Source organism: Acidicapsa ligni, from assembly GCF_025685655.1.
GTDB classification, from domain to species: Bacteria; Acidobacteriota; Terriglobia; order Terriglobales; family Acidobacteriaceae; genus Acidicapsa; species Acidicapsa ligni.
The window spans coordinates 237,254-249,773 of record NZ_JAGSYG010000006.1 but is presented as its reverse complement, the minus strand read 5'-3'; the positions used below and the strand labels follow the sequence as shown (position 1 = coordinate 249,773).

14 protein-coding genes are annotated in these 12,520 nt (G+C 57.0%); 8 read left to right on the top strand and 6 right to left on the bottom strand.

Going from position 1 to position 12,520, the window contains the following annotated elements; translation table 11 throughout:
* Positions 1-3: 3 nt before the first annotated feature.
* Genes OHL19_RS19395 through OHL19_RS19380 form a run of 4 tightly spaced genes read right to left on the bottom strand, consistent with a single transcriptional unit; the run spans position 4 to position 2,620 of the window.
* Complete coding sequence (locus OHL19_RS19395; RefSeq protein WP_263359480.1) at positions 4-951, bottom strand: hypothetical protein; 948 nt, start codon at positions 949-951, stop codon at positions 4-6.
* A gap of 4 nt (positions 952-955) precedes the next feature.
* Positions 956-1,429, bottom strand: coding sequence for a lytic transglycosylase domain-containing protein (locus tag OHL19_RS19390; RefSeq protein ID WP_263359479.1), 474 nt, complete (start codon positions 1,427-1,429; stop codon positions 956-958).
* Entirely contained in the window at positions 1,426-2,346 is a 921-nt protein-coding gene (locus OHL19_RS19385; RefSeq protein ID WP_263359478.1) for an AAA family ATPase, read from the bottom strand. The genes OHL19_RS19390 and OHL19_RS19385 overlap by 4 nt, the downstream gene beginning before the upstream one ends.
* Positions 2,339-2,620, bottom strand: coding sequence for a hypothetical protein (locus tag OHL19_RS19380; RefSeq protein ID WP_263359477.1), 282 nt, complete (start codon positions 2,618-2,620; stop codon positions 2,339-2,341). Before OHL19_RS19380 ends, OHL19_RS19385 begins: the two co-directional genes overlap by 8 nt.
* 156 nt (positions 2,621-2,776) lie before the next feature.
* Between OHL19_RS19380 and OHL19_RS19375 the strand changes: the two genes are divergently transcribed.
* The 6 genes from OHL19_RS19375 to OHL19_RS19350 all read left to right on the top strand — a co-directional run bounded on the left by OHL19_RS19375 (position 2,777) and on the right by OHL19_RS19350 (position 7,431).
* The gene (locus OHL19_RS19375; protein ID WP_263359476.1) at positions 2,777-3,109 is read left to right on the top strand and encodes a helix-turn-helix transcriptional regulator; all 333 of its coding nucleotides are present in this window, start codon (positions 2,777-2,779) and stop codon (positions 3,107-3,109) included.
* 55 nt (positions 3,110-3,164) lie between these two features.
* A complete protein-coding gene (locus OHL19_RS19370; protein WP_263359475.1) occupies positions 3,165-4,385 on the top strand; it encodes a tyrosine-type recombinase/integrase in 1,221 nt (406 codons plus the stop codon).
* Positions 4,386-4,919: 534 nt separating this feature from the next.
* Positions 4,920-5,189, top strand: a complete 270-nt coding sequence (locus tag OHL19_RS19365; RefSeq protein ID WP_263359474.1) for a hypothetical protein — start codon at positions 4,920-4,922, stop codon at positions 5,187-5,189.
* The gene (locus tag OHL19_RS19360) at positions 5,168-5,827 is read left to right on the top strand and encodes an RNA polymerase sigma factor (protein ID WP_263359473.1); all 660 of its coding nucleotides are present in this window, start codon (positions 5,168-5,170) and stop codon (positions 5,825-5,827) included. Before OHL19_RS19365 ends, OHL19_RS19360 begins: the two co-directional genes overlap by 22 nt.
* Positions 5,820-6,371 carry an anti-sigma factor family protein gene (locus OHL19_RS19355; protein WP_263359472.1) on the top strand — a complete coding sequence of 184 codons (552 nt, stop codon included), beginning with the start codon at positions 5,820-5,822 and terminating at the stop codon, positions 6,369-6,371. The genes OHL19_RS19360 and OHL19_RS19355 overlap by 8 nt, the downstream gene beginning before the upstream one ends.
* 100 nt (positions 6,372-6,471) lie before the next feature.
* Positions 6,472-7,431 (top strand): DUF3106 domain-containing protein, encoded by a 960-nt coding sequence (locus tag OHL19_RS19350; RefSeq protein ID WP_263359471.1) that lies wholly within the window; start codon positions 6,472-6,474, stop codon positions 7,429-7,431.
* Between the two features lie 71 nt (positions 7,432-7,502).
* On the opposite strand, the gene OHL19_RS19345 is transcribed toward OHL19_RS19350, so the two are convergent.
* Together OHL19_RS19345 and OHL19_RS19340 are read right to left on the bottom strand one after the other, a co-directional pair.
* Positions 7,503-8,429, bottom strand: coding sequence for a proline dehydrogenase family protein (locus tag OHL19_RS19345; RefSeq protein ID WP_263359470.1), 927 nt, complete (start codon positions 8,427-8,429; stop codon positions 7,503-7,505).
* 173 nt (positions 8,430-8,602) lie between these two features.
* Positions 8,603-10,018 carry a glycoside hydrolase family 27 protein gene (locus tag OHL19_RS19340; protein WP_263359469.1) on the bottom strand — a complete coding sequence of 472 codons (1,416 nt, stop codon included), beginning with the start codon at positions 10,016-10,018 and terminating at the stop codon, positions 8,603-8,605.
* Positions 10,019-10,179: 161 nt separating this feature from the next.
* Here OHL19_RS19340 and OHL19_RS19335 point away from each other — a divergent pair, with 161 nt between their 5' ends.
* Positions 10,180-11,484, top strand: coding sequence for an alkaline phosphatase family protein (locus OHL19_RS19335; protein ID WP_263359468.1), 1,305 nt, complete (start codon positions 10,180-10,182; stop codon positions 11,482-11,484).
* Between the two features lie 96 nt (positions 11,485-11,580).
* The gene (locus OHL19_RS19330; RefSeq protein WP_263359467.1) at positions 11,581-12,507 is read left to right on the top strand and encodes an N-acetylglucosamine kinase; all 927 of its coding nucleotides are present in this window, start codon (positions 11,581-11,583) and stop codon (positions 12,505-12,507) included.
* The last annotated feature ends 13 nt before the right edge of the window (positions 12,508-12,520 follow it).

Genomic DNA, 12,520 nt, shown 5'->3' with positions numbered 1-12,520 from the left:
TCTCTATTGGCGTTGTGCCGCGATGGGCGGGGTGAACGGTAGACGAACCAAGATCGGACGATCCACTTGATCCGCCTGCGCAAGCTGCAGAAATAACTTCTCCGTCGACTGCTTGAAGTTCGGGCGGTCGAACACCACGACACCATCCGCGCGCCCACCCGGTTCCAGCCTCGTCAAGCTGAGTTTGTAGTCCCGGATTTCGAGCTGGTCGGAGAGGATGCCCTTACCTTGCTTCTTTTTCTTCTTCTCCGTCTTACGTCCGGTGATCTGTATCTGCGGTGGCACGATCTCAACCGGCTGGTCCGAGCTGTTGTAAACCGAATACGAGACGACCGTCTCGTTGCTCCATTGACGAATGTCACCGATCGAGGTCTCGATTTGTTTGCCCTCCCACTTGCTCCAACTCGGTGCATTGAGCTTGGTCTGCTGCTCGAACTCCTGATCGAGAGCCGAAGGAACAACGGACGGAGAGTGCTCCTCGGCCACTTCAGATCGACGTGGATGATCTGCGGGCTTCTTCGCGACCGGCAGCGGCTCGTCCGATGTGACCAAGAAGCTGCTCGAAGTGCGGTACTGGATCAGGAAGTCAACCGGTTGGGTGGGATTGTTGACAGCCCCGTCGCTGACAAGTTCCAGCGTGACATGCTGACCGGACTTTGTTGCAATCAAGAGGTTTGATTGCGCGGGTTCCTTAGTGATGGGTTTGACGTAGACATATTCGGGCTCGCCCTCACTATGTTCGGCTTTGAAGGAAGTCGGGCTTCCGAGAATGACAGAGGTGATCTCTTCGGGCATGCGGATCGTCGACTCAAACTCAGGTCTGAGATGGAGAGAAGTCACTTCGTTTGGATTGATCGTGATCGTGGCAACGCGTGCGCTCACGGCTTGTGCGGCGGCTCCGAGTCGGAGCGGAAGCAATATTGCAATGGGAATGAGCCAACGAAGTTTCATTTGTCTATCTCCTTGGCGGCCGTTTGGCCGCCTGTTTTCGCATCAGGTACTGACGTCGAACCGCCTCGACGTAGGCGATGACATCAGGGTTGCTGTAGTTGAGTTGCTTCCTTCCTATCCATCGGTCGCCGGCGTAATAGGCCGCCGCAACTAGGCGGAGATCGCCACGAAACTCCCACATCAAGGTCGTCACATAGCGGGTGCCGGCTGCGATGTTCTGCTCCACATCGAATGGCTGCATCGCGCCGAAGCGATGGGCCGTTGCTGGCATGAGCTGCATCAACCCCATTGCGCCCTTATTTGAAAGCGCGCGAGGATTCCATCGCGATTCCACATCGATCAGGGCACCAATCAACTCCGGTGGCACCCGGTAGTACGTTGCATAATGCTGGACGCATCGCTCCGCCTCCGAGGGAGGAACGTCGGCTTTAGCGGAACGAATCGGTAAGAAGAGCAATAGCGGGAGCAGCCATTTCATGAGTGAGGCCCTCCTTCAACCGCCATTTTCTGGGCGAAACGTGCTCCGTCATCGAGGAGGCTCTTGAAGCCTTCGCGAAGGAGGAGGTGTCGACGATCTTTCTCGGTCTTCGCAAGAAAGGGCAAAAGAACGTCGCGATGTTCTTCGGTCACATGGTCGGCGCCTAGCAATTGCAGAGCGTTGGCAAAGTCGATCATCTCGGACACCGAAGGCGGCTTTTCCAATGAGTAGTTACGGAATGAAAGGGCGATCCCGGCCATCTCACGGTGAAACTCTGCATTGGCGTTAGGCGTACGGCTCGCGATGATCTCCGACTCACGCTGTGGCGTTGGGTGCTCAACTCGCACATAGAGACTGCGTCTCCGGATCGGATCGCCGAGACGCCTCTCTTCGTTGCTGGTGAGAACTACGAACGGAATACTTCTGGCTTCGACCGTTCCAAATTCCGGAATCGAAAGCTGCCAGGCAGACAAGATTTCCAACAGCATCGCTTCGAAACCGTCATCTACCTTGTCGAGTTCGTCGATGAGCAGAACGCATGGCCGCTCGCATTCGAGGGCGCGCATCAATGGTCCGGCACGAAAGAAATCGCGCCCTTTCAGACTGGCCTGGAGGATCTGCCAGCTCTCGTGCTGGCTCTTCGAGAACTCCATGTAGAGCCGTTGCAGCCCCTCGTCGAAGCTCCCGATGGCTTGGGACTCCGTGACGCCGCGATAGCACTGGAGCCGCTCGACATGAGTAGCCGCTGCCGCGGCAACGGAGAGGGCAAGCTGCGTCTTCCCAGAACCGGCCGGACCTTCGAGCAGGAGAGGTTTCTTCAGCTTGGCAGCAAGAAAAACGACCTGGACCATCACCGGGTCAATGAAGTATCCGGTGGCCGATAACTTGGTCGATAGGTCAGCCAGGGAATCAAACATCGATTTCCTCCGCCATCTCAGCCGATAGGCCGCTCACTGGGATCGAGACTGCAAAACGATGTTCCCGTATTGCCCGCCGCAAGTGGGAACATGCGTGAGCCCAAATGTGCAGGAGTGACGTAGCCCACACGGCGGCTAAGAGGAGCAACAACAACCTGCTCCAGATGACTACGGCAAATGCCTTCCAGACCACACCGCCGTAGTAGGTGACCGCTACAGCGTCGAGCATGGTGACGGATACTGCAACACCGATCCACTTCGTTGGCTTGCCCATATACACCTCCTGTCAAACGCGGTGCCAGCATGGGGTGATTCGCAAACTCGGTCAAATTTGGAAGTTGTCGGCACGGCCGGATGCGTTTTTGACCGAGTTTCGAGTTCGACATACAAAGCATTTGCTCGACAGTCTCGAAAACCAGCAGGAGGACATATGCCTCAGCCCCAACCAAGCTCAACTCTTCGCGTGATGGAACGTCCGCCGGTTCCCTCCAACGACCCCAGCCGACCGATGCCGGTGCGCAGTGTCAATGCGGGACCTCCCCTAGAATCCCAATCCGATCACGATCCTCTGCTTACCGTGGACGATGTGGCTCGGCGGCTAAATGTAAGCAGGGATTGGGTCTGGGATCACTCCTCGCGCAAGCTGCCGCACCTCCCGGTGATCCGCATGGGAGACGGAACGCTCCGGTATCGGTTCAGCGGGATCGAGGGGTTCATCAGCGAACAGGAGCAGCTCTCCGCCGCGCGCCGGAGACGCAAATAAAGCCATAAAATGGTGGAAGCCCGCGGTTCTTCCACCACAGAAATACGAGGAACACATGGGCAAGTCACACCAGGCAGGGTGGATATCCCTGCGCGGAAAGCAATGGTACGGCTACTTCCGAGAAACCGTACTTGATCCTGAGGCCGATACGCAACGAGTCAGAAAGCTCGGGATTAAGCTCGGCCTTAAGTCCCAGATGACCAAGTTCGAGGCGCGCGATGCGTTGCGCGCCGAAATCACCAAGCGAACTGGTCAAAACCTCGGAGGCAGGGTGCTGAAAGACAGCTCTGTGACCTTCGAGTGGTTTGTCCGTAACCGCTACTTCCCACTTCGGAAAGGGGATTGGCGGCCGGATACGGCGGTAACGAAGATGGCCCAGATCGAATTCGACCTGATAGACAAATTCGGCAGGCAGCCGCTCGATTCGTTCGATAAGTTCATGCTGCAAACGCATGTGAACCATCTAGCGGAGCGGTACTCGCAGGATCGCGTCAAGCAGGCGAGGTCGTATCTGAAATCCATCTTCGACGAAGCCCTGGAGCAGGAGTTCCTGATCAAGGACCCGACCCGGAAGCTGAAGATCCCGAAAAATCTTCGGCCCAAGGACAAGCGGGTGTTGACCTGGGGGCAGCTGTGGTCAGTGCTAGCCATGGCCAACCGGAGAGACCGTCTCTTGCTGGCCCTCGATATGACGGAAGCGTTACGGCCGAGCGAACTGTTCGCTCTCCGTTGGCGTTCCTTCGACGGGGAGAACACCCTCGTTCTTACTGAGACCATCTATCGAGCCAAGCTGCGTCCGTATGGCAAGACACCGGGCAGCCTCACCAAGGTCCACCTGCCGGACGGTCTTGCCGAGGAACTCCGGCAGTGGAAAGAGGACGGCAAAGGAGAGGATGGCAAGGAGGTCTCACCGGACGCGTTCATCTTCCCGAACGCGGATGGCGGCTTCCTGCATGTAAACAACTACCTCTATCGGGTGTTGAAGCCTATGGCGGAAGATTTGGGATTGGAGAAGTTGAACTTCCAGATCCTTCGTCGGACGATGGCGACTCAGGCCCAGAAGATGGGGTCGGTTAAGGACATCCAAGCCCATCTGCGGCACTCGCGTCCCGATACCACGGCGCACGAGTACATGCAGGAGCTGCCGGAAAGCGTGCAGCAGATGGTCGGCTCGGTGTACCTGATGTTGACGAAAGGAGGAGAGGAAAAAATTGTTTCTGACGAATTGCCGCAAAACGCCAACAACGGCTTCGAAACGGTGCCTGTAAGTGTTTGATTTTATGTTAGTTAGAAGCGGTCACTGTTGAAGATCAGTACCGTGTGAAGGTGGCACTCTACCGCTGAGTTAATCGCCCCTTGGAGCACGTCTGGAGGAGGTCCAAACGGGTACTGAGCACTGAAGGACTCAGGCGGGGTCTACTACGGTAGAGTATCATCAGCGAGCCGCGGGCTTCAATTGGCCTGGGCAGATGGGCTGGGGCTGGTGGAGTGGGTCTGGCAGGATGCAGGTCTGCACATGGGAAACCTGGGATACTCTACGAGTCGGACAATCCTGCAATAGACTCGCAGTGGAATTGAGTTTTTTGCCTGGATTGCCCTTCGCGCTTGCTCGAATTGCTCTTTGCGGTTGCTTGAATTGCCCTTGTGTTTGCCTGGATTGCCCTTCGCGGGGCGGTCTTCTGCTCGATCTGCCAGTTGGTTGCGGAGTTTGTATCCGCTGTTGATCCCCCGAACGGTTCGCTTCGCACGATGCGCTTACGCTTGCTCCCAATCCGTCACGCGGCCGAGTTTCCTGATCAAGGGGGGCTGGGTGCGGCACATTCTGGAGAAGGTGCCGGGACTGGCAGGGCCGGGGCTGGAGCGGGTAAAGCTGGGACTGGCGATTCAGGAAGCGGCAATTCTGGTGCAAATCATTCAAAAAAGCCGGATTCCGAGCAGGACGCCGGCTCATCTGCGCAACCTTCTGTCCACGGTGGTGTTTCAGGAGATATGGCAACCCTGGCGATCGACAATCCGGGAGTGGCTTCGCGGGGATTGGATTCGGGGCAGAGATCGCGTTTGGGACGAAATCGCACGGTGAATGACGCCTCAGCAAGGGAATCCAATCGGGAACTGTCAGGCGCTGAGGCTGTTTCGTCTGCCTCTGCGGAGCGGACGGACGCCGAAATCATGCTGGCTGTTGCCGCCGGCGATGAGGCTGGGTACACGTACCTGGTGGGCAAATATCACCGCCAGATCATCCACTTTTTATTTCGGATGGTTCGCAATGAGGCGGTTGCAGAGGAACTGGCGCAGGAGGTTTTTCTGCGTGTCTACCGGTCGCGGGAAAGTTACCGGGCCGAGGCGAAGTTCAGTACGTGGCTGTATCGGATTGCGACCAATCTCGCTGTGAACCATGCGCGGGATACGAAGTATGAACGAACCGCGCAGACGGTGAATCTGGATGAACCGGATTCGGAGACGGGCAGCACGCCGGAGGTTGCCGATGACGATCCCAACGTGGAGCAGCGGATGTTGCGCGAGGAGCGTATGGCGGCCATCCGGGCACAAGTGGCAGCACTGCCTGAGCGGCAACGCATGGCGGTGCTGATGCACAAGTACCAGGAGATGGATTACCGCCAGATTGGCGAAGTTTTGAAGTTGAGCGAATCGGCTACCAAGTCGCTCCTCTTCCGCGCTTATCAGACATTGCGCGAGAGCCTGAAAGCATATGCCTGAGAGCAAGAAGCACGAAAGTACGAAGCCGGGGCACACCGGCACAGAAGGGAGTACCGAGATGAACTGCAAGGATATGAACTCGAAGATGGCAGATCTGCTGCTCGATCCCGAACAGGGGGATGGCGAGGGCAACTCCGAGGCTGCGTCTCACCTGGCGGAGTGTAACAACTGCCGCACCCAATTGGATGAGTTGCGGGCGACGATGGCGCTGTTGGATGCCTGGGAGGTTCCGGAGCCGAACCCGTACTTCCTGACCCGGTTTAACGCGCGGCTTGAGGAAGAGCGGCAGGCGGTTCCGGCGAGCTGGTTTGAGAGAATGCGGGCCCGGTTCGCTTATGGCTCACGCATGTCGTTGAGGCCGGTAGCGGCGATGGCCATGACGGTCACGTTGTTGCTTGGCGGTGGGGCTTATCTGGGATTTACCGATTGGACGCAGCCGCCACCGCCGCCTGCGCAGGCAGCGGTGGTGAACGATCTGCAGACGCTCGATAGCAATGCGCAACTGCTCGATCAGCTTGAGTCGATCTCGGATCAGAACGACTAATCCGGCATGAGGCTGAGTGGTTGCAGCTCCGTCGATTAGGATGAGAAACACATTTATCCGCGTTGGTTGTAAGGGAAGAAGAAGCTAGAAGAGATTGGCGATGAAGACGAAGCAGACCAAAGCGGTTTCCAGAGCGGCGATTACTCGCTATGCAGTGATGGCTGCATTTCTGGGGATTGCTTTGTCTCTGGCGCCGCTTGCGTTTGCACGCCCTTTTGCTGTCCCGCGTGGTGGCGGATTTGGCGGTGGGTTTGGCGGCATGCGCTTCGGCGGGCAGGCTCCGCACTCTGCGCCTGCGCCTCATTATCGGCCTGGAACGGTGCAGGGGAATGGGCAGCATGTTATTCAGCACAATGCTCCGGGGCGTATGCAGACAGGACCGCAGCGGCCCCAGGGCAATCCGTATGCGAGGCCGAATGTTGGGAACGCTGGACCAAATACGGGAGCGCGTCCGCAATATGTTCGTCCCAATGGAGCGGGTGGGGTGAGTGGCCAGCCTGGTTATCCAGCGGGACGCTACGGAGCGGGTGGAGATACTGCGCGTCCGGCGTATAACGCTTCGCAGTTTCCTTCACTGCGCGCAAATCCTAATCCATACGGCGGGCGGCCTTATGCGGGAGATAGAAATACGGGGCATCTGCCGGAGTGGATGGCGCAGCATCAAAATATGCCAGTCGGCCAGCAGGAGCAATTGTTGCGGCAGGAGCCGGGCTTTAATCGACTGAACCCGGGAGATCAACAGCGTCTTGTCCAGCAACTGCATCGCATGAATCAGTTGCCTGAGGCACAACGCCAACGCCGCCTTGCGCGTGCGGAGGCATTGGAACGGCTGTCGCCAGCGCAGCAGATGCAGGTAAAGCAGGCTGTGCGCCGGATGCAAACGCTTGCTCCAGATCGGCAACTGATGGTGCACGGAGCTTTCCGCGACCTGCGCGGTGTTCCGCCGGAGCAACGGGAGACGGTGTTGAATTCAGCGCGCTACACTTCGACGTTTTCGCCGGAAGAGCGTGGGATTCTTTCAAATATGCTGCGTATAGAGCCGTACGAGGCTCCTCAATAAAAATTGCCCACAATAACGAAGCGCCGCAATAACTATGCGGCGCTTCGTTATTGCATTTGGATTTCAGATGGCTACGAGCGGACGAGATTTTTCAGCAGGAAGATTACATTCGCCGGTCGCTCGGCCAGTCGCCGCATGAAGTAGGGATACCATTCGCGGCCAAACGGGATATAGACGCGCACGTTGTAGCCCTCGCGAATCAGGCGTCTTTGCAGGTCGCGGCGAACTCCATAGAGCATTTGAAATTCGAACTGATCGGGTGCGACGCCTTTGTTGCGCGCGTAGTTTTTTGCGGCCTCAATCATGGCTTCATCATGTGTGGCGAGCCCGTGATAGATGGGGCTTGAAAGCAGGATTCCGGAGAGGCGCACGTAGTTTGTGTCTACGTCGGTTTTTTGTGGGAAGGCTACGGAGGGCGGCTCCTGATAGGCGCCTTTGCAGAGGCGGACGCGAATACCTTCTTCAATCAACTGCTGTATGTCGGCTTCGGAGCGGTAGAGGTAGGACTGGATCACGATGCCGATGTGGCCGCGATACTCCTCGCGAGCGTGCAGATGGCGGACCATGTCGAGCGTTACCTGGGTCAAGCCTGACCCTTCCATGTCGATGCGCAGGAAGTTGCTGGTCGCACGTGCGTGTTCGGTGAGGCCTGCTGCGATGGTGTAGGCGAGGTCCGGCGAAAGATCGAGGCCGATCTGCGTCAGTTTGACGCTGATATTGGCACTGAGTTTGCGTGTGGCGATGGCGTCCAACAGCCGGTGATAGACCTCGGCTGCGGTCTTCGCTTCGGCCTCGGTGGCGACGCTTTCGCCCAGGGAATCCAGTGTGGCGGTCATGCCGAAGTTATTCAGCATTTCAGCGGCGCGCAGAGCGTCTTCTACTTCAAGACCGGCGACAAAGCGTGAACTGAGCTTGCGCCCCGCACCTGAGTTCTCAATGGACCGGCGCAAAGTTTTATTCGTGGAAAGTCCGATCAGCAGGGAACGCAGCAACGGCATGGAGGTCGATTCTCCCGGGGATTAGGGATCTGGCACAGCCTTGATTGTGCCTTAGCCTGAAATCATAGTTTCGCATATCGACCTTAGGGGGCAGTGGAAATCACCGCTCGTCAGTGCTCACAACGAGGTAGCGGGCGTAGATGACAATATGGTAGATAGGTGCGTCCCGTTCGCTATTCCACGCGCACTAACATGCAGCCGTGAGCGGGAATCTCCACATGCAGCTTTGCAGAGGGCGGCAGGTGTTTCTTATTCCACACGTCATAACCGGCATGGGCCTTATCTGCAAGTCCGAACAGGAGCCACGGCTCATCGTCCTTAAGTGGCTTGTCATGCAAATTAAAGATTGCGACGTAGTGTTGCGGATGAGTGCCACCTGTTATTGCTGACCACCGTCGCGGACGCAGAGGGTCTTCGGGATACGTGGAATGCTCCTCACTTTTGATGGCGGTTTGATTGATAGCAATGACTTCCTTGTTCGCCAGGAGTGACTTGGTGAAGTCATCAAGCCGAGTAAGATTCGCGCCCAGGATCATGGGCGTTCGAGCGATGGCCCACAGAGTAAATTGTGTTCGCTGCTCATCCTGAGTCAGTGCGGATTGACGGGCTTTTCCCCATCCTGGTTCGGGGCCGAGGTAGCCCCATGGAAGCATGTCGGCATCTGGCCAGTTACCGGGCCTCGCGTATCTTGACCACCTGGAGAGATTGTCAAAAGCAGACAGCAATCCATTGGGCCACTTCTGTCCGGGGAATTCCCAGCCGTCCCAGATATCGTCGGCTATGCGCCACATCTGTGCATGCTCGCCGATCTCAGCCGCGTGTTCCAATTGCGTTGGTCCGGGCGAGAGGCTTAGTACGATTGGCCGCCCCGTCTTTTGGATCGCAGCAGAAATCATGCGAATTTCATCGGCCTTGTAAGGGTGGTCGGCGATGCAGTCGACTTTGAGGAAATCCACGCCCCAGCCTGCATACAAGGCAATCAGGGAGTCGTAGTATGCGCGCCCTGCTGCATTCTCTTTTACTCCAAAGTTATCCGGATTCCACGAGCAGGTATCGGTGGTATCTGCTGCATCTGAGGCGTGCAAGCTGGTGTTGAGAATAGTCAGATTTTCTTTCACGGCTCTCTTCGGAATGCCACGAATGATGTGAATGCCGAACTTGAGTCCGAGTGAATGCGCGTAGTCGGCGATGGGCTTGAAGCCCGCGCCGTTGGCTGCGGAAGGGAAGCGATTGAGCGCTGGAGTTACTCGTCCGTAGGCATCGATGGTGTACTTGAGCGTATCGGGCTTACCTGCGTTGAGAGGGTTTTCGAGAAACCATCCCTCGTCAATGACAGCGTAATTCCAGCCATAGCTCTTGAAGCTTGCGAGTACCTGCGCGTTGGCTTTGTAATCGGCTTCATTGATGGTCAATCCGTATGCATCCCAGCTATTCCAACCCATAGGCGGCGTAGGCGCTGCGATCGGCGCAACAATTCTTGCCGGGGGCTGAGCGCTGGCCACGGTAATAGTCCCGGCAACAACTACGGCAACGATGGACACGCCGAAGAAGGCGGCGCAGAATGCGTGAAAAAGTCTTCGCGAAAACATGGGAAATCGTATAGGACGGCGACGGGTTTGAATACAGGCGGCACGTATGAATATGGCCAACGTTCGAGCTCCATTGACGTCTGTTAAGACTGGATTGTGACAATCCGTTAGCCGGGCTGTTATTGTCCGGCTGGTAGTCTGTTCCTTGGAGACAAGCCGAAATGCGTATCCAGCAGATTTTCCGTGTAACCGCCATCGGTGCTGTATTGGCGCTCCTCTGCGTCTCGCAGCGGGCAACGGCCCAGAGCACACTCCCGGTCATTCATACTGATCATGGGCCTAATTCTGCGCAGGCGCAGAAGGCTCATTATGTTGTTCTGGTGTCGCTGGACGGTTTCCGCTGGGATTATACGAAGAAGTATGGAGCCAGCCATCTGCTGAGTATCGGCAGGCAGGGTGTCTGGGCTCCGGAAGGCATATTGCCGAGCTATCCGTCGCTGACTTTTCCTAACCACTATGCGATCGTGACGGGTCTTTATCCGGAGCATAATGGGCTGGTCGCGAACTATTTCTATGACGCGCAGAAGGATGCCCGCTACCGTCTTGGCGACGATGCTACTGTGACCGATGGAAGCTGGTACAAGGGTGTGCCGCTATGGTCTCTGGCGGAGAGCCAGGGGATGCGCACGGCTTGCCTGTTCTGGCCCGGTTCGGAAGCGGAGATCGCCGGCCAGCGCCCTACCGATTACCTTAAGTTTGATGACAAGGTCGACGAGAGCGCTCGCATTGACCAGGTGTTTGCGTGGCTCAAGGAGCCTGAAGCGACGAGGCCACATTTCATCACACTTTATTATTCGGATGTCGATCATGCAGGGCACGAGTATGGCCCTGATGCGCCGGAGACAAAGGACGCTGTCATTCGAGTGGATGGGTTGGTCGGCAAGCTGCGTTCGAAGCTGGATGCAACCGGTTTGCCCATTGATCTGGTGGTGGTCAGCGATCACGGCATGGTCAGGATTCAAGGCCCGTGGGTCACGCTGGATCAGTTTGCCGATCTCAAAAATTTCGATACGGCCGGTGCTCTGCTCTATGGCAAGACGGAGGAAGATCGGGTTCGCGTCTATAACCAGCTCAAGAAGGCTTCGGACAAGTTCCATGCCTACCGCTTGAAGGACGTACCTTACGATTTGCATTACAACGAAAATGCACGCGAGGGTGACCCGGTGATCGTGCCGACTGGTCCATATTCAATTCGCGCGAGTGCACCTGCGGCGGGTAAGCCGGACAATCCGCCGATCGCTGGCCAACATGGCTTCGATCCGCATATCATGCCAGAGATGAAGGCCAGTTTTTTTGCTGTCGGGCCAGACATCGTTCATGGGAAAACGGTTGCGCCTTTTGAAAATGTAAACATCTATCCGTGGATTACCCATATGCTTGGATTACAGGCTCCTAAATCAGACGGGAATCTCAGCATTCTTGCAGGCACCCTGCGCGATAACGGGGGAAGTGCAGAGGCGAAATGAGTAATTGCGAATGATACAGGCAGGAATGCGTCCATAGTTTTGAGCAAGGCAAATACTAGTTTCGAGCAAGGCAAATACCTTGAGGAGCAAGAGCACTTGAGTACCGGGTCACGCAATATTGTGTTGGGACTTGACGGTGGCGGAACCAATACCCGCGCCGTTATATCCAGAGGAACAACGGTTTTGGGACGCGCGAAGGGCGGCTCAATCAAGCGCCTCCGCGTGGGAGCGGAAGCGGCGGAAGCTAACCTGCGCAACCTTTTGAGGGATGTTTTCACTGCCGCGGATGTGACGCGAGTCGATGCGGCTTCCGCGGGTATCGCCAGTGCATCGCTGCCGGGAGTGGCTGACTGGATCACCGCTGTTTTTGAAGATGTCGGCATTTGCAACTCAGAGGTAGTAGGCGACGAAGTGATCGCGCTCGATGCGGCGGTTCGCGGAGGTCCGGGGATATTGCAGATTGCAGGCACCGGCTCCAATTGCTTTGGCCGCAGTGCTGACGGCGCGCGGGAAAACGCCGGTGGTTACAGTTCGACGCTGGGCGACGAAGGCTCCGGTTACTGGATCGGTCTTTATGGTGTTCGCCAGGCATTACGGGCCCATGATCATGGCGAACCCTGCACCATCCTGCAGCGCGTTGCCGCAGAGTGGGGCACGAACACCCTTGAAGAGCTGGTCAGCGTCGGAAATCAAGTGCCCGGACCGGACTTTTCCGCGCTGGCGCCGCTTATGTCCGTTGCAGCCGAAGAGGGCGATTCAGTCGCTATTCGCGTGCTGCATCAGGCCGCTGCCGATCTCGCAGATTTTGTACTGCTGGTGCGAAGCAAGCTGCGCCAGCATCACGGCATCACAGAGGAAGTTCCAGTGGCCTTTACCGGCAGCGTGCTTGAAAAGATAGGCATCGTTCGCGTGCGGTTTACCGAGCTTTTGAAGCAGGCCGCACCGGATCTGCCAGTAGCGCAAGAGGGCGTAGTTGCCGTCGAAGGCGCTCTCTGGCGGGCACGTCGGCTGGCTGAGAGCTAGTTCAAAAAGCCCA

Coding starts and splice junctions, on each gene's coding strand:
- OHL19_RS19355 (WP_263359472.1), top strand. CDS start 5,820: ATGCCTGAGAGCAAGAAGCACGAAAGTACGAAGCCGGGGCACACCGGC.
- OHL19_RS19370 (WP_263359475.1), top strand. CDS start 3,165: ATGGGCAAGTCACACCAGGCAGGGTGGATATCCCTGCGCGGAAAGCAA.
- OHL19_RS19395 (WP_263359480.1), bottom strand. CDS start 951: ATGAAACTTCGTTGGCTCATTCCCATTGCAATATTGCTTCCGCTCCGA.
- OHL19_RS19390 (WP_263359479.1), bottom strand. CDS start 1,429: ATGAAATGGCTGCTCCCGCTATTGCTCTTCTTACCGATTCGTTCCGCT.
- OHL19_RS19345 (WP_263359470.1), bottom strand. CDS start 8,429: ATGCCGTTGCTGCGTTCCCTGCTGATCGGACTTTCCACGAATAAAACT.
- OHL19_RS19340 (WP_263359469.1), bottom strand. CDS start 10,018: ATGTTTTCGCGAAGACTTTTTCACGCATTCTGCGCCGCCTTCTTCGGC.
- OHL19_RS19380 (WP_263359477.1), bottom strand. CDS start 2,620: ATGGGCAAGCCAACGAAGTGGATCGGTGTTGCAGTATCCGTCACCATG.
- OHL19_RS19335 (WP_263359468.1), top strand. CDS start 10,180: ATGCGTATCCAGCAGATTTTCCGTGTAACCGCCATCGGTGCTGTATTG.
- OHL19_RS19375 (WP_263359476.1), top strand. CDS start 2,777: ATGCCTCAGCCCCAACCAAGCTCAACTCTTCGCGTGATGGAACGTCCG.
- OHL19_RS19385 (WP_263359478.1), bottom strand. CDS start 2,346: ATGTTTGATTCCCTGGCTGACCTATCGACCAAGTTATCGGCCACCGGA.
- OHL19_RS19350 (WP_263359471.1), top strand. CDS start 6,472: ATGAAGACGAAGCAGACCAAAGCGGTTTCCAGAGCGGCGATTACTCGC.